Origin of the sequence: Stenotrophomonas chelatiphaga, from assembly GCF_001431535.1 — a bacterium.
GTDB classification, from domain to species: domain Bacteria; phylum Pseudomonadota; class Gammaproteobacteria; order Xanthomonadales; family Xanthomonadaceae; genus Stenotrophomonas; species Stenotrophomonas chelatiphaga.
This window is the reverse complement of record NZ_LDJK01000050.1, coordinates 1-19,457: the sequence shown is the minus strand read 5'-3', so window position 1 is coordinate 19,457 and position 19,457 is coordinate 1. Positions and strand designations below refer to the sequence as shown.

Below are 19,457 nucleotides of genomic sequence, written 5' to 3'. Positions count from 1 at the left end.
CACCACAACGGGCGGATGACAGCCGCCGGATCGCGGGATCACACCCCGTAAAGTCGATGTTCGGCGATGTAGTCAGCCACCGCCGGGGCTACCAGGGATTGCCACGGCCCGCCGGCGGCGATGCGGGCGCGGACCTCGCTGGCCGACTCGCTGCGCAGCGGCTGGCGCAGCCGCAACACGCGTCCTGCCGGTACCTCGTGCAGATCCTGCGGCCGGTCGGTCCAGCGCCCCTGCAAGGCCTCGCCCAGCTTGCCCTCCACCACCTCGGGCAAGCTGCTGCCCGGGCGCTCGGCGACGATGAAATGGGCCAGCCCGAACAACGCCTGCCAGCGATGCCAGGCGGCCAGCGACAGCAGGCTGTCTGCCCCCACCAGCCACGCCAGCGGCGTATCCGGGCCGAACGCCTGGCGCAGTTCGGTCAGGGTATCCACGGTGTAGGACGGCCGCCCGGACTGGCGGGCGGCGCGCTCCAGTTCGAGGCGGTCCAGCTGCAATCCGGTCTCATCAGCCAGCGCCAAGCGCAGCATCTGGCAGCGCTGTTCGGCACTGGCGCCGGGCGCGGGACGATGCGGGGGGTCAGCGGCCGGCATCAGGTGTACCGGCGCGGCGAGCACATCACGTGCCGCGCGGGCAATGGCAAGGTGCCCGCTGTGCACCGGATCGAACGTACCGCCGTAATAGACGCGAAGGCCCATGGCCAGCGCTCAGGCACGCGCCAGCAGGCGTACCGCGCGTGCTTCGGACACCGCCACCAGCAGGCGCTCCAGCGCCAGCCACGGATCGCCATCGGCGCGCCCCTTGGCAATGCGATCCACCAGCCCGGCTTCGGCAACGAAGCGCTCCCAGCGTTTGGCTTCCGGGTGCCGCTGCAGCGCGCGCTTGTACGGCGCCTGGCGGGACTCCCAGATGCCGCGTGATTTCATTTCCGCGGCCAGGTTGCCGCCCCGCGCCTGCACCTGGGCCAGCGCGGCGCCGGCCAGCAGTTCGCGGATGACGATCGGCATCAGGGCCGCCACCGCTTCGCCTTCGGCGCGCAGCCCGGCGACCATCCGCAACACCGCAGCGGGCTGGCCGGAGAAGGTCGACTCCACCAGCCGGAACACGTCATAGCGGGCCGCATCGGCCACCAGCGCGTCCATTTTTTCCACGTCCAGCACCTGGCCGGATTCAACCAGCAGGGCCAGTTTGTCGATTTCCTGGGCGGCCGCCAGCAGGTTGCCTTCCACCCGCTCGGCCAGCCGCTGCACCGCGTGTGGATCGGCACGCAGGCCTTTGCCGCGCAGGCGGCGTTCGATCCACTCAGGCAGCTCGTGCGGTTTGATCGCCCATGCCACCGACGTCACCCCGGCACGGCCAACCGCATCGGCCCACTTGCCCTGGTGCGACTTGCTCCACTCGTTGGCGGTGATCAGCAGCACCACATCCGGTGGCGGCGAGGCGCAGAAGTCACTGATGACCTCCGCGCCTTCCTTGCCCGGCTTGCCGTTCGGCAGTCGCACTTCGATCAGGCGGCGCGCACTGAACAGGCTGGGTGCGTTGAACCCTGCCTGCAGGCGTCCCCAGTCGAAATCGCGCCCATCGGCATCGAATACTTCGCGTTCGCTGATGCCCTCGGCGCGCGCTTTCGCCCGCACCGCATCGGCCGCTTCCAGCACGCGCAGGGTTTCAGGCCCGGCGATCAGATAGACAGGGGCCAGCGGCTGGCCGCCAGGGGTGCTGGCCAACTGCTCCGGGCGCAGTTCCATCCGGGTGCCGGCTCAGTCCTGGACCGGCGGACTGGCCGGTTCGGGGACGGGCTTGGCGGTCGGGAGGGTGGTCTGGATGGCTGGCACGCCGGCCGGCGCCGGACCCGCCGGAATCACCTGGCCATCGACCGCTTCGACCGGAGCGGAAATGCTGCGGCCTTCGCGCAGTTCATTGCGCACCACGCTGTCGATGCGGCGGATGATCGAGGCCGACATGTCGCGGCGCAGCTCATCGGCCAGGATCTCGCGCTCGGTGGTGGTACCGGTGGCATCGGTCGGCGGGGACACGTAATCGCGCGACAGCTCGATCACCTGCTGCGGCACCAGTTCGCTGCCATCTTCGCGGCGGAAGATGAAGATAACCGCGTAACGCAGGCTGTATTCCTGCGCACGGCCCTGTGCGTCGATGGCGATCGGCAGGTCACCCCAGCGCTCGGACAGCACCTGCAGCTGCGCGGCCGGCGCGGTCGAGTCGTCGTCGGCCAGGGTCGCCCCGGACGCCAGCAGGCTGCGGCGCAGCAGCTTGGCCAGCTCGCTGTAAGGCGCGGTGGAGACCACTTTCACCGCTGCCGTATCGGCCGGCAGCATCAGCTTGTTGCGCATGTGGAAGCCGCAACCGGCCAGGCCGACGGCGAAGAGAAGGGCAAGCAGGATTCGGGTCATGGACACAGTCTGTAGTAGCCGGGCGGCTGCGGCAATACAGCCTGCCCGATGAGGCGTGAATGACGGTTGATCATCGAGGTCCCGGGAAGGCGCTGGCGACCCACGGTCGCCTCCCACCCGGCGCTGGCTGACCCAGCGCCGCTGGCGCGACCGACCGGCCGGCCGGGATCAGCCGACCACGATGTTCACGATCTTGCCGGGCACGATGATGATCTTGCGCACCGCCAAGCCCTCCATGAACTTGGCCGCGTTCGGTTCGGCCACCGCCAGCGCTTCGATCTGCTCGCGCGCCGCATCGGCGGCGACCTCGATCGTGCCACGCAGCTTGCCGTTGACCTGCACCGCCAAGGTGAGTGCATCGCGCACCAGCGCGTTTGGATCGGCCTGCGGGAAGACCTGGTCTTCCAGCAGGGTCTGGCCGTGGCCCAGCACCTGCCACAGAGCATGGCTGGCATGCGGGGTGATCGGGTTGAGCATCAGCACGATCGCCTGCAGGGCTTCGTGGCGTACCGCGCGGCCCTGCGCGCTGGCGTCATCGAACTTGGCCAGCGCGTTCATCAGCTCCATCACCGCGGCAATGGCGGTATTGAAGCTGTGGCGGCGGCCGTAGTCGTCGCCGACCTTGCCGATGGTTTCGTGGGTCTTGCGGCGCAGCGCCTTCTGGCCGGCATCCAGCGCGGAGGCGTCCAGTGCCGGGGCGGTGCCGTCGGCGGCGTGCTTGTGCACCTGCGCCCACAACCGGCGCAGGAAGCGCGCCATGCCGTCCACGCCGGCTTCGTTCCACTCCAGCGACTGTTCCGGCGGTGCGGCGAACATCGAGAACAGGCGCACGGTATCGGCGCCGTACTTGCCGACCATGGTCTGCGGGTCCACGCCGTTGTTCTTCGACTTGGACATCTTCTCCGTACCGCCGACCACGACCGGCTGGCCGTCGGCCACCAGGGTGGCGCCGGTGATGCGGCCACGCTCGTCGCGCTGTACGTCCACGTCGGCCGGGTTGATCCAGTCCTTGGACCCGTCCGGGTTGGCGCGGTAGTACGTTTCGGCGATCACCATGCCCTGGCACAACAGGTTGCGGGCCGGTTCGTTGCTGTCCACCATCCGCGCGTCACGCAGCAGCTTGTGATAGAAGCGGAAATACATCAGGTGCAGGATCGCGTGTTCGATACCACCGATGTACTGGTCCACGGGCAGCCAGTAGTTGCCGCGCTTGTCCACCGCATCGCGTGCACCCGGGGAGGTGTAGCGGGCGTAGTACCAGCTCGATTCCATGAAGGTATCGAAGGTGTCGGTCTCGCGCTCGGCCGCGCCGCCGCAGTCCGGGCAGGTGGTCTTGCGCCATTCCGGATCGGTCTTGATCGGCGAGCCGGTGCCCGAGAAGGCCACGTTCTCCGGCAGCACCACCGGCAGCTGTTCTTCCGGCACCGGCACCGCGCCACACTTGTCGCAGTAGATCACCGGAATCGGGCAGCCCCAGTAACGCTGGCGGCTGACGCCCCAGTCGCGCAGGCGGTAATTGACCCGGCGCTGGCCCTGGGCCTTGCGCTCGAAACGTTCGGCCAGGGCTTCAAAGGCGCCCTGGAAATCCAGGCCGTCGAACTCGCCCGAATTGACCAGCTCGCTTTCACGGGTCTTGTCGCTGTACCAGTCCTGCCAGCGGCTGGCGTCGTACGCGGTTTCGTCCTTGCGCAGCGCCTTCAGCGCGATGACCTGGCGGATCGGCAGGCCGTATTTGTTGGCGAATTCGTTGTCGCGCTGGTCGTGGCCGGGCACGGCCATGACCGCACCGGTGCCATAGCCCATCAGCACGAAGTTGGCCACCCACACCGGCACCTGTTCGCCGGTCACCGGATGGATCGCCTTCAGGCCGGTATCCATGCCGCGCTTTTCCTGGGTTTCCAGTTCCGCTTCGGACACGCCGCCCTGCTTCAGCCCGCCCAGCAGCTCGGCCAGTTGCGGATTGGTCCTGGCTGCATGCAGCGCCAGCGGATGTTCACCGGCGATGGAAACGAAGGTCACGCCCATCACCGTATCCGGGCGGGTGGTGAACACGCGCAGCGGGTCCAGCGTATTGCCTTCGGCATCGCGTACGGCGAACTGGATCTCCAGCCCTTCCGAACGGCCGATCCAGTTGCGCTGCATGGTCTTGACCGATTCCGGCCAGCCGTCCAGCTCGTCCAGTCCGTCCAGCAGTTCCTGGGCGTAATCGGTGATGCGCAGGAACCACTGCGGGATCTCGCGCTTTTCCACCAGCGCACCGGAGCGCCAGCCGCGGCCATCGATGACCTGCTCGTTGGCCAGAACGGTCTGGTCGATCGGGTCCCAGTTGACCACCGCGTTGCGCCGATAGGCCAGGCCCTTGCGCATCAAGCGGGTGAACATGCGCTGCTCGTGGACGTAATAGTCCGGATTGCAGGTGGCGAACTCGCGCGACCAGTCGATGGCATAGCCCAGCGACTTCAGCTGGCTGCGCATGTGGTCGATGTTCTTGTAGGTCCACTTGGCCGGCGCGGTCTTGTTCTTGATCGCAGCGTTTTCAGCCGGCAGGCCGAAAGCGTCCCAGCCCATCGGCTGCAGCACGTTGTGCCCGGTCATCCGCTTGTAGCGGCTGATCACGTCACCGATGGTGTAGTTGCGCACATGGCCCATGTGCAGCGCGCCCGACGGGTACGGAAGCATCGACAGGCAGAAGTACTTCGGCTTGTCCGAGGTCTCGTTGACTTCGAAGGCACGGGTACCGTCCCAGTACTGCTGGGCGGCGGATTCAACCTGCTGCGGGTCGTAGGCGTTGGGTTCGACGCTGGTCATGGAACACACAAGTGCGGCGGCAAAGCGGCACAGGGTACCGCAGTGCGGCAAAAGCCTCCAATCCCTCCGACTGGCGGGCCTGGGCCCGGCGGCAGGGGCTCAGCGGCGGGGCTCGGCCGGCGCCACCCACGGCAGCCCCGCTGCCAGCCACAATGCCCACGCCGCAAAGGTCAGCCGCTGCGCCAGCGGTGCCGGCAGCAGCCCGTGCAGGGCAAACGCGGTGACCGCCGCGACCAGCCCGCAGCCCAGCGCCAGCCGCGCCAACGGCGGCGATCTGCGCCAGCTGCCGATGCCCAGCATCAGCGTGCCGGCGATGAACGCCAGCGCCCACACCATCCATGCGCTGGCATGCGCCTGGCTGGCCGGGCCGTCCAGGTCCTGCACATCCAGCGGGAACAGCCCCATGCCGGCGAAGGCCAACCCTGCCAGCACCAGCAACTGGCCGGCCACCCGCAGCAGCCAGCTGCTGCCGGCGGGCAGGCGCGCCAGCAGGCACAGCGCCATCGCCGTGGCCAGCAGGCCCGGCAGCACCCAGCCCAGCACGTTGAAGCCGAGTGCATGGGCAATGCCGCCGGCCCCCAGCAACGCCACGGGGTGGCGCCCCTGCTCGAAGCCGTCAAGCGCCACGCCGAAACCGGCCACGGACAGCACGAACACCGCCGCCGCGGCGGGACCGAGCAGGTTCTCGACAGGGCGTGGAAGCAGGGTCGGCATGGTGACGCACTCGATCGTTGGCAGGCCCTATTGTGGAACATCACACCGGCAGCGGGTTGAAGCCGCAAGCGTCCGCCACCATAGAATCGGTCTCCCGCCGTAGATCCAGAGTTTCCATGAGCGAACTGCCGAACGTATTCGACGCTGTCACCGAAACCTTCGAAGCCGAGGTGCTGCAGAAATCCCTGCAGACCCCCGTACTGGTCGATTTCTGGGCGACGTGGTGCGAGCCCTGCAAGACCCTGGGACCGCTGCTGGAAAAGCTGGCCGGCGAGTACAACGGCGCCTTCCAGCTGGCCAAGGTGGACGTGGACAAGGAGCAGCAGATCGCGGCGGCCTTCCAGATCCGCTCGGTACCGACGGTGTTCCTGGTCAAGGGTGGCCAGCTGGTGGACGGCTTCCCGGGCGCGGTGACCGAAGGCCAGTTGCGGGAGTTCCTGGCCCAGCACGGCATCGCCCCGGCCGAACCGGTGGCCGAGGCCGAGCCCGAGCCGCTGGATGCACAGGCGCAGGTCGACGTGCTGCGTGCGCAGATCGCCGCCGAACCGGGCAAGGACGAGCTGCGCTTGGACCTGGCGGTGGCGCTGCTGCAGATCGGCGGGGTGGACGAAGCCGGTGCCTTGATCGACGGCCTGCCGGCCAACCTGGCCACCGATGACCGCGCCGTGCGTGCCCGCGCGCGGCTGGCATTTGCTTCGGCGCTGAAGGATGCACCGGCGCCGGAGGCACTGGACGCGCGCATCGCGGCCGATGCAGGCGACCTGGCGGCCCGCCACCTGCGCGGCGTGCAGTTGCTGCTGGCCGGCGAAGACGAGGCGGCACTGCAACAGTTCCTGGAAATGCTGCGCGTGGATCGCAGCTTCAATGACGGACTTCCCCGCAAGGTGCTGATCGATGCCTTCAACGTGATCGGTGACCCCGCACTGGTGAGCCAGTACCGCCGGAATATGGCGTCGCTGCTTTTCTGAATGTAAATCCGTTCAGAACAAGCCCTCGGAGGGCACGCGATACTGAGCCGGTGGCGTCGTCGGACGCCACGGTTCATTCGGGGGAATGACACCCGGCCAACGGGCCGAGGGGATCGCTCCGCCGATCTTTCCGGGGGGAGGATCGCGTGATGTGTGAAGGTGCACCCCACCGCGGTCGGGGCCGGCGTTGATGCGGCGGCCGCTGCCGTGGCGTTACCGCCTGCTGCTGGCCGTCCTGGCCGGGCTGGTCGCCGCTGCCGCCAGCCATGGCCGCTGGCCGGGGCCACTGGACGACGCGGTTTTCGACCGTTACACGAGCCGCTGGACCTACCCGCCCGACCCCAGCCTGCTCATCATTGCCATCGACGAGGCCAGCCTGCGGCAGATCGGCCCTTGGCCCTGGCCCCGCAGCGTGCATGCGCGCCTGCTGGACCGACTGACCGACGCCGGCAGCGGCCGAGTGCTGCTGGACCTTCCGTTTTCCGGACAGGACCGTCACCCGGGTGCCGATGCGCAGCTGGCGGCCGCCATCGCGCGCAATGGCCAGGTGGTACTGCCGGTGCTGGCGGTGCCGGCCCGGGCCGATCGGCTGGCCGAAGAACGGCTCCCCATCGCGCGGGTCACGGCCAGTGCGGCAGCACTGGGCCACGCGGAAATACAGCTGGATGCCGACGGCGTGGCGCGCGGCATGTTCCTGCATGCCGGAACCGGATCAGCGCACTGGCCGGCGCTGGGGCTGGCACTGGCCGACCCGTCCGCGCGGGTCCAGGGACTGCCCACCGCCGAAGATCACCCAGCGCCTGGACAATGGGTGCGCGACGGCTACCTCCGCCTCCGCTACGCGGGCCCGCCGGGCAGCGTGCCACAGGTCGCCTATGTGGACGTCCTGGAAGGCCGGGTCGCGCCTGCGCGGTTGCACGGCCAACGCGTGGTGGTGGGTCCCACCGCGCCAGGTCTCGCCCCGCCACTGCTGACACCGACCCGCCGCGACGCCCCCATGAGCAGCACCGAATACCACGCCAACGTGGCCTCGATGCTGCTGCAGTCGCGCACGCTGCGGGTGATGGCGCCGATAGCGCAGCACGCGCTGGGCGTGCTGCTGGTGATGCTGTGCGTTTCCGGGCTGTGCGGTGGGCGGGCGGCCACGATGCTGGCCATCGGTGTGGGACTGCCCCTCCCGCTGTTGCTCTCCTGGTCCCTGCTGCGCGGGGCCAACCTGTGGTGGGCGCCCTGCGCCACGCTGGTGACAGCGCTGATCGCCACCGCCCTCTGGGCCGTGTGGCGGATCGCCAGTGGGCGACGCGGGGCCGACGTGGACACCGTCACCGGGCTGGCCAACCGGCCGCGCTTCGAGCTTGCGCTGCAGCAGGAGACCTGCGTCGCGGACCGCGACTGCCGCCCGTTGTCGCTGGTGCGGGTGGAGCTGGATCACGGCAGCGGCCACGAAGACCGACCCGGTTCGCAGCCAGGCGCCCCCCTGCCGATGGCAGTCGCCCGGCTGATTGCCGCCCATGCCCGACGACCGCGCGATACCGCCGCCCGCCTTGGCCACGTCGGGTTTGCGATGCTCCTGCCCGATACGCCGCCCGGCGGCGCGCGCCAGGTGGTAGAAGACCTGATCGCCGATGTGCGTCGGCTGCCGTGGGTGGACGCCGCCGGAACCGCCCGCACCACCGTCAGCATCGGGGTGTACTGCCGGGTGCCAGGGCCGAAAGTGCCGGCTGATGCATTTCTCTCCGGAGCCGAGGCGGCACTGCGCCAGGCCAAAGCGAACGGCGGCGACGGCTACGTCCTGGAAGCGGGCTGAGCCGGGCACCCCCCGAGGCGCCGTACGTACCGCCGCGTCAGCCGCTCATCGGACTGGGCGAGATCCGCTCGAACGTGACGGATCTGCCACTTGCCCTGTGTCATCGCAGCCAACAGTGTGAATGACCCATCCCTCGAGCGCGCCGCCATGGCTTTCATCCCCGCCTTGTTCGTCCTCACCTCGCTCGCTGTGACCTCCTTTCTGCCGAACGTCGCCGTTGCCGGCGCACCGGCCCCGATCACCGTCCAACCTGCCGCACCGGTGGCGACCTATCACCTCCACTATCGGAAACTCTACGACGCCAAGCCTTTCCCGAACGCGACCCTGACGCACTACGCCAACGGCGTTTATCGGATCACCTCGGAGGGCGAGGATCATTACGGCGTTTTCGTCGCCCAGGGCAACGTCGGGGACCAGAGCAGCACGATCCGTTACGTCTCACTGCCGTCGCCGGACTGGGGCAATCGCACCGCCTACCATCAGCTGACCTTCATCACAGGCAACGCGGAGGGCAGCGGCCTGTTCGTGCAGAACGCGATCACCGACACCGGCGAAGCCATTGCGCAGCAGAACGGTACTTTTTCCCTGACGATCCCGAAGGGGGCGCCGTGAGAGATCGACCCTGCCGGCAAGCCTTCTCCATACGCATCCGCATGGTTACACTGGCGCCTCCATTCCCGGCGCCGGTCCACCATGAAAGCCAGCCTGTTCCGCCACGGCATCAACCTGTGGCCGCCCTTCCTGTTCGCCGGCATCCACGTAACCGGGATATCGCCGGATTACCGTGACATCGACGTTGAACTGCGCATGCGCCCGTGGAACCGCAACTATGTCGGTACCCATTTCGGCGGCAGCCTGTTCGCGATGACCGACCCGTTCTGGATGCTGGGGCTGATGCACAACCTGGGCCGCGACTACTACGTGTGGGATCGCGCTGGCGAAATCGAATTCCTGAAACCCGGCCGCGGGACGGTACGCGCGGCGTTCCGGGTCGATGACGCAATGCTCGCGGAAATCCGCGCGTCCGCTGCCGATGGCAGCAAGCAACTGCGCTGGTACAGCAACGACGTGCTGGACGCCTCGGGTGAGGTCGTGGCCCGTGTACGCAAGCAGGTCTACATCCGGCTCAAGCCGCAGGCGCGCGGCGGCGCCATGGCCGGTTGATCACTGCCACGTCCTGTGACCCGGAGAGCCTGACCGGCCCCACGCGACCGCTACAATGCACCGATGTCACTCCAAGGCCCCACCCTCACCCCCCGCCCTTCCCTGCAGCGGCTGTTCCTGACCGGCCTGCTGACCCTGCTGCCGATCTGGCTGACCTGGGTCGTGGTGAAGTTCGTCTTCGTGCTGCTGTCCGGCATCTCCAGCCCGCTGGTGGTGCCGATGTCCGAACGCATCGCCACCTGGTTCCCGCACTATCTGGGCTGGGTCCACGCCGAGTGGATCCAGAACGTGGTGGCGCTGCTGGCCACCCTGCTGGTGATCCTGGCGGTGGGGGTGCTGAGCCGGCGCGTGGTCGGCCAGCGGCTGCTGCGCTGGGTCGGGGCGGTGATCAAGCGGATACCGCTGGCCAGCATCATCTATGACAGCGCCAAGAAGCTGCTGGACATGCTGCAGACCGAGCCGGGCACCACCCAGCGCGTGGTGCTGATCGACTTCCCGCACCGGGACATGAAGGCGGTGGGCCTGGTGACGCGGGTCATACGCGAACAGGGCACCGGCCGCGAACTGGCAGCGGTGTACGTGCCGACCACGCCCAACCCGACCTCCGGCTACCTGGAAATCGTGCCGGTGGAGCTGCTGACGCCCACCGACTGGACCGTGGACCAGGCGATGAGCTTCATCATCTCCGGCGGTGCCGTCGCGCCGGAAACCGTGCCGTTCACCCGCGCTGGCGAACGCGGCTGATGAGCGCGCGGCCGCTGCAGGACCGTGCGGTCCTGCTGTTCATCGGTCTGGCCGCGTTCTTCTGCGCCAACGCGGTGCTGGCCGAGCTGATCGGGGTCAAGATCTTCGCCCTGGAAGACACGCTCGGCATCGCACCGCTGAACTGGAACCTGTTCGGCCAGACCGGCTCGCTCAGCTTCACCGCCGGCACGCTGCTGTGGCCGGTGGTATTCGTCATGACCGACACCATCAACGAGTTCTTCGGCAAGCGCGGCGTGCGCTTCATTTCGTGGCTGGCGGCGGCCCTGATCTGCTACGGCTTCCTGTTCGCCTATGCGGCGATCTCGCTGGCCCCGGCCAGCTGGTGGGTCGGCTCGATGAGCGCGCAGGGCGTGCCGGACTACCAGGCCGCGTTTGCCGTGGTGTTCGGCCAGGGCATGTGGACCATCGCCGGCTCGCTGGTCGCGTTCATCGTCGGCCAACTGATCGACGTCTCGGTGTTCCATCGCATCCGCCGCGCCACCGGCGAACGCCATGTGTGGCTGCGGGCCACCGGATCGACCGCGGTGTCCCAGCTGATCGACAGCTTCGTGGTGATCTGGATCGCCTTCGTGCTGGGGCCGCAGCAGTGGCCGACGTCGCTGTTCCTGGCCGTGAGCAGCCTGAATTACGCCTACAAGATGGGCTTCGCCATCGCGCTGATCCCCTTGCTGTACCTGATGCGGCATGCGATCACGCGCTATCTGGGCGCAGCGCGTGCGGCACAGCTGCGGGCCGACGCCGCAGCTGACTGAGCGACAACGCCGCATTTGCTGACTGCGCTGTGGATGCTGGCCGTATGCGTCTGGATCGTGCAAGCTCCACGGTCTGTGTTCCACGGAAATGTCCGATGCCCCAGCTTGCCCGCGCCCTGGCGGTCGCACTTGCCTCGCTGATGTTGTTCAGCGCCGCGCCGCCGGCCGAAGCCGCGAAGAAGAAAGCCACCCGCCCTGCGGCCGCGCAGACCCGCCAGGCGACCAAGCCCAAGGCCAAGCCGCGCGCACGCCCGGCGGCCGCCGCAGGCCGGCAGGCAGCCGCCGCGCCGGCCAGCAAGGCGACCCAGCTGGAGCGCCTGTACGACGAGTACTGGGACGCTTCGATGCGGCTCAATCCGCTGCAGGCCACCTTCCAGGGCGACGCACGCTACAACGGTGAACTGCCGAACATCCTGTCCGCGGCCTGGCGCCAGCAGTCGCATGACTTCACCACGCAGTGGCTGGGCAAGGTGGAAAAGATCGGCAGCAGCGGCCTGCAGGGCCAGGATCTGCTGAGCTATGAGATCTTCGTCCGCGACGCCAAGGCATCGCTGGCCGCCGAACAGAACCCGGCGTGGATGCTGCCGATCAGCCAGTACTACAACCTGGGCAGCATCATGGCCATCCTCGGCGCCGGTGCCGGGGCGCAGCCGTTCAACACGGTGAAGGACTACGACGACTGGTCCCGGCGTTCGCTGGGCATCCCGGCCCTGTTCGAACAGGCTACCGCGAACATGCGCCAAGGCATGACGGCCGGCGTGGTGCAGCCGCGCGACCTGATGGAAAAAGTGCTGCCGCAGCTGGATGCGGTGATCAAGCCAACGGCCGAAGAAAGCATTTTCTGGACGCCGATCCGGACCATGCCCGACACCATCCCGGCCGAAGAAAAGACGCGCATCAGCGCTGAATACAAGCGCATGATCGAATTCCGGATCATGCCGGCCTACCGCGCGCTGCGCGGCTTCATCGCCACCGAATACCTGCCGGCCACGCGGGAGACCGCCGGACTGGGTGCCCTGCCGAACGGCGCAGCATGGTATGCCGGCACGCTGCGCCAGGCGACCGCCACCGCGCAGGACCCTGCCCAGCTGCATGCCTGGGGCGAGCAACGCGTCCAGGCCCTGCATGCGCAGATCGCCGCGGTCATGAAGGACAACAAACTGCGCGGCGGCGAGGCCAAGCTGCTGCAGCGCATGCGTACCGACAAACAGTTCCAGTACACCGATGCCACTGCGCTGCTGGGCCGCTACCAGCAGGTGCAGCAGCAGGTGGCGGCACGACTGCCCAGCGTGCTGCAGACCCTGCCCAAGGCTGCACTGGAGATACAGCCGGTCGAAGCCGACCGCGCTGCCGCTTCGGCAGCAGCGTCCTATCAGCCCGGCATCAACGGCAGCCGCCCGGCGGTGCTGTCGGTGAACACCAGCAACCTGCCGGCGCGCAAGCGCTGGAGCGTGCCCATGCTGTACCTGCATGAAGCGGTGCCCGGGCATCACGTGCAGTTGGGACTGCAGCAGGAGATCGAGAAGCTGCCGCGCTTCCGTCGCCTCGGCGGTGACCTGGCCTTTGTCGAAGGCTGGGGCCTGTACGCCGAATCACTGGGCGAGCCGCTGGGCCTGTATGCCGATCCGTACGACCATATCGGCTACCTGCAGGCGGCACTGACCCGCGCCGTGCGCGTGGTGGCCGATACCGGAATCCATGCGCAGGGCTGGAACAAGAAGCGTGCGGTGGACTACCTGCAGCAGAACACCGGCATGCCGGTCGACGATGCCAACGCCGAAGTGGAACGGATGATGGCCCAGCCCGGCCAGGCGCTGTCCAACGTGCTGGGCGAGGCGAAGATCGTCGAACTGCGCGACCGCGCGCGGCAGGCGCAGGGCGCTGCCTTCGACCTGCGCGCCTTCCATGCCGAACTGTTGAAGGACGGCTCGATGCCGCTGGACATCCTGGAACAGCGGATGACCCGCTGGCAGGCGCAGCCCGGCCGTTGATGCGGCCGGATCCCGTTGCCGCAGGGCACGGGATCCGGCACGGGCCAGGGATCAGAAGTACACGCCGATGTCCTCGTTCAATTCCTGGTTGCGGCGCAGGGCGGCATCCATCTGGCGATGCAGCTCCTGCAGCCGCTGCAGCTGACGAAGCGCATCGCCCACGTCCGGCTCAGCCGGCTCCGCCGTCTCGTCGTCGCGTCCGAGATCGGTCCAGGTGATCTTACCCATCTCGGCATGGGTGGCCGCGTCATCCCGCTCTTCGTGGAACGCAGAGTGCACCACGAACCCGCTGTCCTCGCCCTCTTCGGTCCGGAACGTTCGCTGCGCCGGCTTATCCTCCAGCGTCGTGAGCTCGCCGTCCCAGTGAGTGGCGAAGCTCGACTCGAACGTCCTGGATCCGATCAACGGCGTGTCGTCCAGCTGGGGTAGCAGCGGCAATGGCACGTGCGCTCCAATGGCCTTTCCGTCGTGGACCTTGGCCAGAGACCGCGAGATCGGCGCCCGCACGCTCGCGTCAACTGTCGCGCCAGGATCGAAGACGCTCTGGAGCTGGTAGTCGGCAAAAGCCACGCGTCGTTGGCCGGGACGGGCCTGCGTCGACACCTGTTCGTTGCCGACTGCCTCAAGTTCCCGGTTTGCCAGCACTTTGCGTGCGCGGCGCGCCTCCCGCAGCTCAAACCGTGGAGTCGTATCAAACAGTTCGCCTTCGATGAACGGCGATTCATCATCGTCTTCGATGTCCAGCGCTTCCACCTCCGGCTTCACCTCCTCCTGGGCATCCGTCTGGCTCTGTCTCAATGCCTGGAAGTGATCGTCGGTGACAACGAGCAGGTCGTCCTGATCCTTGCGCCGCTCGGCGCTGGGCGGATCCGTGGAAATCAGGGGTGTGCCCTCATTTTCAGCCGCGAAACTGGCAACAGAGCGATCGTCATCCAAGCGCGCCTGTGGGTTGGTGGGCCGATCGCATGTGTCGCCGAAGCTGGCTCCCTCGCCTTCGTCGGCTGGCGTGGCGCTGTCCTGCGTTGCAGGTGACGTAGGCGATTCCGGGATTGCGCCCTGTCCCGCCGCTGGACGCCAGGTGTGACGTTCAGTTGCCGAGGTCGGTTGCACCTTGCCCGGTGATGCGGGCATCCGTGGAATGGGCGCCTGTACCGGCACCGGCACGGCGTTACCGCGCAGGATTGCCCGCACCTGCGAAGGCAGGACGTTGAAGGGTCTGACTACACCGTCCAGAGGATCTTCCGATCCTGATCCTGGGACCATCCCGTTCCGCTGTAGATGCGCAACGCACCGTTCCCACTCACCGGGCTCGTCCTTGCCCGGAGGCGCTAACCGGACCGGCCGGTCGGCCGGTGCCGACAAGGACACCGGTGGGAACACCGGTCGCCAGACCGGCGTGCCGACCGGCGGCCACCCGGTCAGCTGCCCGTTGCGGACGACCGTCACCGGCGATGGCAGGCGGACAGCGCTGTGGGGCGGGTCGACGCGCGGCTTGCTGGCCTGGCCGATGTGCAGATTGAAGGTGGAGCGATGAACAGGCGTGTAGGTGGCGGTGACCATGATTCGTCCTTCCCAGTCGAGGTAGCGGCAAGGGTGACCCCTGCGCCGCCGAGCGGCTTTCGCATTCCGTTCGTCTCCCGGACTGCTTGACCGCCCTCGATCTGCGATCATCAGCGCCCCTCCAGGTGAGCTCTCCATGTCCAACGGCCTGCAAGGCATCCACCACGTCGCCCTGATCTGCGCCGACTATGTGCGCTCGCGGGCGTTCTACGTCGACGTGCTCGGCCTGGCGGTCATCGCCGAGCATCATCGGGCCGCCCGCGACTCCTGGAAACTGGACCTGGCCCTGCCCGATGGCGGGCAGTTGGAGCTGTTTTCCTTCCCCCACCCGCCGCCGCGCCCCAGCCGGCCGGAGGCGCAGGGGCTGCGCCACCTGGCCTTCCGGGTAGAGGCGCTGGAGCCCTTCATTGCCCACCTGGCGCAGCATGGCGTGGCCTGCGAACCGATCCGCGTGGACGAATACACCGGGCGCCGCTTCACCTTCTTCGCCGACCCCGACGACCTGCCGCTGGAACTGTACGAAACGCGGTAGTGACGGCCGCTGGCCGTCCGCCTCTTGCTGAGACCCGGTAGTGACCGCCGCTGGCCGTCAGCCTCTTCGGATTGACGGCCAGCGGCCGTCACTACCGGGGCCTTGCACCATACCGCCCCGGATGGGTATACAGTCGGCACAGGCCGGCACCTGCGCCGGCATCGAACCAACGCCCTGGGAGGGGACCATGCGCAACACCTTCAAGACCCTGCTGCTGGCACTGCCGCTGTGCGTGGCCGCGCTTTCGGCAAACGCCGCCGATTCGGCGGTGGGCCGCTGGAAGACCATCGATGACAAGACCGGCAAGGTGAAGTCGATCGTGGAAATCACCCAGGCCGGCAACGGCACGCTGAGCGGCAAGGTGGTCGACATCCTGCACTCGGACAAGGGCCCGAACCCGGTGTGCAGCGACTGCAGCGGCACCAACAAGGACAAGCCGGTGCGTGGCATGACCATCCTGTGGAACCTGAAGTCCGACGGCACCGCCAGCTGGTCCGGCGGCACCATCCTGGACCCGGCCAACGGCAAGACCTACAAGTCCAAGATGAAGCTGCAGCCCGGCGGCACCCGACTGGACGTGTCCGGGTGCGTGGCCTTCATCTGCCGCGCCCAGACCTGGCAGCGCGAGTAAGCGCAGACGGTCACGGAGGTCGGATCGCCCTTTTCTGGAAGGGCATCCGACCCCCTTGTGCGATAATCAGGGATTCCCCTCGCTGCACGCTGTGACCATGACCCGTACCGCGCTCGTCACCACCGCCCTGCCCTACGCCAACGGCCCGCTGCACCTGGGTCACCTGGTGGGCTACATCCAGGCTGATATCTGGGTGCGCGCGCGGCGAATGAGCGGCGGCACCACCTGGTTCGTCTGTGCCGACGACACCCATGGCACCCCGATCATGCTGGCCGCCGAAAAGGCCGGACTGACCCCGGAAGTGTTCATCGCCGGCATCCAGGCCAGCCACGAGCGCGACTTCGCCGCCTTCGGGGTCGACTTCGACCACTACGATTCGACCAACTCGGCCGCCAACAAGGCGCTGACCGAATCGTTCTACCTGAAGCTGGAATCGGAAGGCCACGTCAGCCGCCGCTCGGTGGCGCAGTTCTACGACCCGGCCAAGGGCATGTTCCTGCCGGACCGTTACATCAAGGGCATCTGCCCGAACTGTGGCAGCGCCGACCAGTACGGCGACAACTGCGAAGTCTGCGGCGCAACCTACAGCCCAACCGACCTGAAGGACCCGAAATCGGTGATCTCCGGGGCGACCCCGGAAGTGCGCGATTCCGAGCACTTCTTCTTCGAGGTGGGCAAGTTCGAAGGCTTCCTGCGCGAGTGGCTGGGTGGCGATGTCGCCCTGCCCGGCGTCAAGGCCAAGCTGATGGAGTGGATGAACGCCGACGGTGGCCTGCGCGCGTGGGACATCTCGCGCGATGCACCGTACTTCGGCTTCGAGATCCCCGGCCATCCGGGCAAGTTCCTGTATGTCTGGCTGGATGCCCCGATCGGCTACCTGTCCAGCTTCCAGACGCTGTGCGCGAAGACCGGCGTGGATTTCGAATCGCACCTGCGCGCCGGCACGTCCACCGAACTGCACCACTTCATCGGCAAGGACATCGTCAATTTCCACGGCCTGTTCTGGCCGGCGGTGCTGCATGCCACCGGCCACCGCGCGCCGACCCGCCTGCACGTCAACGGCTACCTGACCGTGGACGGGGCGAAGATGAGCAAGTCGCGCGGCACCTTCGTGATGGCGCGGACGTTCCTCGATGCCGGGCTGGAACCGGAGGCGCTGCGCTATTACTACGCCGCCAAGTCCTCCGGCGGGGTGGACGACCTTGACCTGAACCTGGGCGACTTCATTGCCCGCGTCAACGCCGACCTGGTTGGCAAGTTCGTCAACCTGGCCAGCCGCTGCGCCGGCTTCATCAGCAAGCGCTTCGACGGCCAGCTGGCCGCGGCGCTGCCCGATCCGGCGCAGTACCAGCGCTTCGTCGAAGCACTGGCGCCGATCCGCGAAGCCTACGAGCGCAACGATCCGGCCGCCGCCATCCGCCAGACGATGGCGCTGGCCGACGAAGCCAACCGCTACATCGACGACGTCAAGCCGTGGGTGATCGCCAAGCAGGAAGGCGCCGATGCGCAGTTGCAGTCGGTGTGCAGCCAGGGCCTGAACCTGTTCCGCGTGCTGGTCACCGCGCTCAAGCCGGTGCTGCCGGCGACCTCGACGCAGGCAGAGGCCTTCCTGGCCGCACCGGTCAGCGACTGGACCGCACTGGCGCAGCCGCTGCTGGCGCATCGCATCAACGACTACGTTCCGCTGTTCACCCGAATCGACCCGAAGAAAATCGACGCCATGACCGACGCCTCCAAGGACACCCTGCAGCCGACCGCCGCTGCCCCCGTTGCCGCTGCGGCCCCTGCCGCAAAAGCCGAAGCCAGGCCGGCAGCTGCCGCGAGCGCGCCGCAGGGCGACGCCGCGCCGGCGTACATCGGCATCGACGACTTCGCCAAGCTGGACCTGCGTATCGGCAAGGTCCTGTCCTGCGGATTCGTGGAGGGTTCGGACAAGCTGCTGCGCTTCGAACTGGACGCCGGCGAGCTGGGCACCCGGCAGATCTTCTCCGGCATCCGCGCCAGCTACGGCGAGCCGGAAAAGCTGGTCGGGCGCAGCGTGGTGTTCATCGCCAACCTGGCCCCGCGCAAGATGCGCTTCGGCCTGAGTGAAGGGATGATCCTGTCGGCCGGCTTCGACGGCGGCGCGCTGGCGCTGCTGGACGCCGACAGTGCCGCGCTGCCGGGCATGCCGGTCCGCTGACCGGCGGCTGGCCAGCACGGAGGGTGCGATGGAGCTGGCGCTGTTCGATTTCGACCACACCATCACCAATGCCGACAGCTACAGCCGCTTCCTGCGGCGCGTTGCCACACCGGAACAACGCGCGCGTGCGTGGTGGCTGGTGGGTCCGTGGCTGGCCGCGTACCGGCTGCGGCTGATCACCGCGGCGCGGATCCGCGCGCGGGTCACCGCGCTGGTGTTCAACGGCCGCCATGCCGATGACATCGCCCTGCTGGCGTCCGGCTACGCACGCGATGCGTTGCCGGCGATGGTGCGCCCGGAAATGCTCGAACAGATCCGCTGGCACCAGGCGCAGGGCCACACGGTGGCCGTGGTGTCGGCGTCGATCGATCTGTACCTGCGCCCCTGGTGCGAGCAGCACGGGCTGCAGTTGATCTGCAACCAGCTGGAGGCACGCGAGGGCCGCCTGACCGGACACTACACCGGCGGTGACTGCGGCCCCGGCAAGGTGGCGCGCATCCGGCAGCGATTCGATCTGTCCCGTTACACGCGCATCCATGCCTACGGTGACAGCCCCGAGGACAGACCGATGCTCGCCCTCGCCCACGACCGCTGGTACCGCGGAAAACCGTTGGAACGATGAATCCCCTGCGCCGCCACCGCCCCGCATGAGCCTGATGCCTCCCCCATTGGTGGAGCGGCTGGACCGCCTGTTGCCGCAGACCCAATGCGGCCAGTGCGGCTTCGACGGCTGCCGCCCCTATGCTGCGGCGATGGCCCGCCGCGAAGCCGGCGTGGAGCGGTGCCCACCGGGCGGTGATGCCGGTGCACGGGCGTTGGCGCAGGTGCTGGGCGTGCCGGCGCTGCCGTATGACCGCAGCCGCGGCGAGCACAAGCCGCCGCAGGTGGCACTGATCATCGAGGCCGACTGCATCGGCTGCACCAAGTGCATCCAGGCCTGCCCGGTGGATGCGATCGTCGGCGGGGCCAAATACATGCACACGGTGATTGCCGATCTCTGCACCGGGTGTGAGTTGTGTATTCCGCCGTGTCCGGTGGACTGCATCGATCTGGTGGGTCGGGCGTCGAGCGGGTGAGACCCCCTCGCGGGTGGGGTGAAAGCCGCAGTTGGAAGTGGGCCGGGCTGGGAGGCTATGCGGGGCACGCGTGAATACATCCATGTAGCTCTTCGCGGC

At 67.9% G+C, this 19,457-nt stretch carries 18 protein-coding genes; 12 read left to right on the top strand and 6 right to left on the bottom strand.

Annotated elements, in window-relative coordinates:
• Positions 1-38: 38 nt before the first annotated feature.
• The 5 genes from nadD to ABB28_RS11425 all read right to left on the bottom strand — a co-directional run bounded on the left by nadD (position 39) and on the right by ABB28_RS11425 (position 5,930).
• Entirely contained in the window at positions 39-695 is a 657-nt protein-coding gene (gene nadD / locus ABB28_RS11445; protein WP_057508754.1) for a nicotinate-nucleotide adenylyltransferase, read from the bottom strand.
• A 9-nt stretch (positions 696-704) separates the two neighbouring features.
• Positions 705-1,745: a DNA polymerase III subunit delta gene (holA, locus tag ABB28_RS11440; RefSeq protein WP_057508753.1), complete on the bottom strand. Its 1,041-nt coding sequence runs from the start codon at positions 1,743-1,745 to the stop codon at positions 705-707.
• 12 nt (positions 1,746-1,757) lie between these two features.
• Positions 1,758-2,408, bottom strand: coding sequence for an LPS-assembly lipoprotein LptE (locus ABB28_RS11435; protein WP_083492010.1), 651 nt, complete (start codon positions 2,406-2,408; stop codon positions 1,758-1,760).
• A 168-nt stretch (positions 2,409-2,576) separates the two neighbouring features.
• Positions 2,577-5,216 (bottom strand): leucine--tRNA ligase, encoded by a 2,640-nt coding sequence (gene leuS / locus ABB28_RS11430; protein WP_057508752.1) that lies wholly within the window; start codon positions 5,214-5,216, stop codon positions 2,577-2,579.
• 99 nt (positions 5,217-5,315) lie between these two features.
• Entirely contained in the window at positions 5,316-5,930 is a 615-nt protein-coding gene (locus ABB28_RS11425) for a DUF998 domain-containing protein (RefSeq protein ID WP_057508751.1), read from the bottom strand.
• 116 nt (positions 5,931-6,046) lie between these two features.
• On the opposite strand from ABB28_RS11425, the gene trxA reads away from it, so the two are divergent.
• The 7 genes from trxA (at position 6,047) to ABB28_RS11390 (ending at position 13,377) form a co-directional block, all read left to right on the top strand.
• Entirely contained in the window at positions 6,047-6,898 is an 852-nt protein-coding gene (trxA, locus tag ABB28_RS11420; RefSeq protein WP_057508750.1) for a thioredoxin, read from the top strand.
• Between the two features lie 190 nt (positions 6,899-7,088).
• Complete coding sequence (locus ABB28_RS11415; protein WP_338063043.1) at positions 7,089-8,705, top strand: CHASE2 domain-containing protein; 1,617 nt, start codon at positions 7,089-7,091, stop codon at positions 8,703-8,705.
• Between the two features lie 147 nt (positions 8,706-8,852).
• Positions 8,853-9,317, top strand: coding sequence for a hypothetical protein (locus tag ABB28_RS11410; RefSeq protein WP_083492009.1), 465 nt, complete (start codon positions 8,853-8,855; stop codon positions 9,315-9,317).
• 81 nt (positions 9,318-9,398) lie between these two features.
• Entirely contained in the window at positions 9,399-9,869 is a 471-nt protein-coding gene (locus ABB28_RS11405) for a DUF4442 domain-containing protein (RefSeq protein ID WP_057508748.1), read from the top strand.
• Positions 9,870-9,932: 63 nt separating this feature from the next.
• Positions 9,933-10,613 (top strand): DUF502 domain-containing protein, encoded by a 681-nt coding sequence (locus ABB28_RS11400; RefSeq protein ID WP_057508747.1) that lies wholly within the window; start codon positions 9,933-9,935, stop codon positions 10,611-10,613.
• Positions 10,613-11,386 (top strand): queuosine precursor transporter, encoded by a 774-nt coding sequence (locus ABB28_RS11395; RefSeq protein ID WP_057508746.1) that lies wholly within the window; start codon positions 10,613-10,615, stop codon positions 11,384-11,386. The genes ABB28_RS11400 and ABB28_RS11395 overlap by 1 nt, the downstream gene beginning before the upstream one ends.
• Before the next feature lie 95 nt (positions 11,387-11,481).
• The gene (locus tag ABB28_RS11390; protein WP_057508745.1) at positions 11,482-13,377 is read left to right on the top strand and encodes a DUF885 domain-containing protein; all 1,896 of its coding nucleotides are present in this window, start codon (positions 11,482-11,484) and stop codon (positions 13,375-13,377) included.
• A gap of 51 nt (positions 13,378-13,428) precedes the next feature.
• Here the strand turns inward: ABB28_RS11390 and ABB28_RS18030 are convergent, their stop codons facing one another.
• A complete protein-coding gene (locus ABB28_RS18030) occupies positions 13,429-14,937 on the bottom strand; it encodes a hypothetical protein (RefSeq protein WP_152983461.1) in 1,509 nt (502 codons plus the stop codon).
• A 136-nt stretch (positions 14,938-15,073) separates the two neighbouring features.
• Between ABB28_RS18030 and gloA2 the strand changes: the two genes are divergently transcribed.
• The 5 genes from gloA2 (at position 15,074) to rnfB (ending at position 19,358) form a co-directional block, all read left to right on the top strand.
• Complete coding sequence (gloA2, locus tag ABB28_RS11380) at positions 15,074-15,469, top strand: SMU1112c/YaeR family gloxylase I-like metalloprotein (protein ID WP_057508743.1); 396 nt, start codon at positions 15,074-15,076, stop codon at positions 15,467-15,469.
• A gap of 187 nt (positions 15,470-15,656) precedes the next feature.
• A complete protein-coding gene (locus tag ABB28_RS11375; protein WP_057508796.1) occupies positions 15,657-16,100 on the top strand; it encodes a DUF2147 domain-containing protein in 444 nt (147 codons plus the stop codon).
• A gap of 97 nt (positions 16,101-16,197) precedes the next feature.
• The gene (gene metG, locus ABB28_RS11370) at positions 16,198-18,282 is read left to right on the top strand and encodes a methionine--tRNA ligase (RefSeq protein ID WP_057508742.1); all 2,085 of its coding nucleotides are present in this window, start codon (positions 16,198-16,200) and stop codon (positions 18,280-18,282) included.
• Between the two features lie 28 nt (positions 18,283-18,310).
• The gene (locus tag ABB28_RS11365) at positions 18,311-18,904 is read left to right on the top strand and encodes an HAD family hydrolase (RefSeq protein ID WP_057508741.1); all 594 of its coding nucleotides are present in this window, start codon (positions 18,311-18,313) and stop codon (positions 18,902-18,904) included.
• 25 nt (positions 18,905-18,929) lie between these two features.
• On the top strand, positions 18,930-19,358 hold the full coding sequence (rnfB, locus tag ABB28_RS11360) for an Rnf electron transport complex subunit RnfB (protein ID WP_083492008.1): 429 nt from the start codon (positions 18,930-18,932) through the stop codon (positions 19,356-19,358).
• Positions 19,359-19,457 lie beyond the last annotated feature (99 nt).

What these genes read in the sequence shown, in the direction of transcription:
- rnfB (WP_083492008.1), top strand. Translation starts at nt 18,930, where the DNA reads ATGAGCCTGATGCCTCCCCCATTGGTGGAGCGGCTGGACCGCCTGTTG.
- ABB28_RS11425 (WP_057508751.1), bottom strand. Translation starts at nt 5,930, where the DNA reads ATGCCGACCCTGCTTCCACGCCCTGTCGAGAACCTGCTCGGTCCCGCC.
- ABB28_RS18030 (WP_152983461.1), bottom strand. Translation starts at nt 14,937, where the DNA reads ATGGTCACCGCCACCTACACGCCTGTTCATCGCTCCACCTTCAATCTG.
- ABB28_RS11365 (WP_057508741.1), top strand. Translation starts at nt 18,311, where the DNA reads ATGGAGCTGGCGCTGTTCGATTTCGACCACACCATCACCAATGCCGAC.
- ABB28_RS11415 (WP_338063043.1), top strand. Translation starts at nt 7,089, where the DNA reads ATGCGGCGGCCGCTGCCGTGGCGTTACCGCCTGCTGCTGGCCGTCCTG.
- ABB28_RS11375 (WP_057508796.1), top strand. Translation starts at nt 15,657, where the DNA reads ATGCGCAACACCTTCAAGACCCTGCTGCTGGCACTGCCGCTGTGCGTG.
- trxA (WP_057508750.1), top strand. Translation starts at nt 6,047, where the DNA reads ATGAGCGAACTGCCGAACGTATTCGACGCTGTCACCGAAACCTTCGAA.
- nadD (WP_057508754.1), bottom strand. Translation starts at nt 695, where the DNA reads ATGGGCCTTCGCGTCTATTACGGCGGTACGTTCGATCCGGTGCACAGC.
- ABB28_RS11410 (WP_083492009.1), top strand. Translation starts at nt 8,853, where the DNA reads ATGGCTTTCATCCCCGCCTTGTTCGTCCTCACCTCGCTCGCTGTGACC.
- holA (WP_057508753.1), bottom strand. Translation starts at nt 1,745, where the DNA reads ATGGAACTGCGCCCGGAGCAGTTGGCCAGCACCCCTGGCGGCCAGCCG.
- gloA2 (WP_057508743.1), top strand. Translation starts at nt 15,074, where the DNA reads ATGTCCAACGGCCTGCAAGGCATCCACCACGTCGCCCTGATCTGCGCC.
- ABB28_RS11405 (WP_057508748.1), top strand. Translation starts at nt 9,399, where the DNA reads ATGAAAGCCAGCCTGTTCCGCCACGGCATCAACCTGTGGCCGCCCTTC.
- leuS (WP_057508752.1), bottom strand. Translation starts at nt 5,216, where the DNA reads ATGACCAGCGTCGAACCCAACGCCTACGACCCGCAGCAGGTTGAATCC.
- metG (WP_057508742.1), top strand. Translation starts at nt 16,198, where the DNA reads ATGACCCGTACCGCGCTCGTCACCACCGCCCTGCCCTACGCCAACGGC.
- ABB28_RS11435 (WP_083492010.1), bottom strand. Translation starts at nt 2,408, where the DNA reads ATGACCCGAATCCTGCTTGCCCTTCTCTTCGCCGTCGGCCTGGCCGGT.
- ABB28_RS11395 (WP_057508746.1), top strand. Translation starts at nt 10,613, where the DNA reads ATGAGCGCGCGGCCGCTGCAGGACCGTGCGGTCCTGCTGTTCATCGGT.
- ABB28_RS11400 (WP_057508747.1), top strand. Translation starts at nt 9,933, where the DNA reads ATGTCACTCCAAGGCCCCACCCTCACCCCCCGCCCTTCCCTGCAGCGG.
- ABB28_RS11390 (WP_057508745.1), top strand. Translation starts at nt 11,482, where the DNA reads ATGCCCCAGCTTGCCCGCGCCCTGGCGGTCGCACTTGCCTCGCTGATG.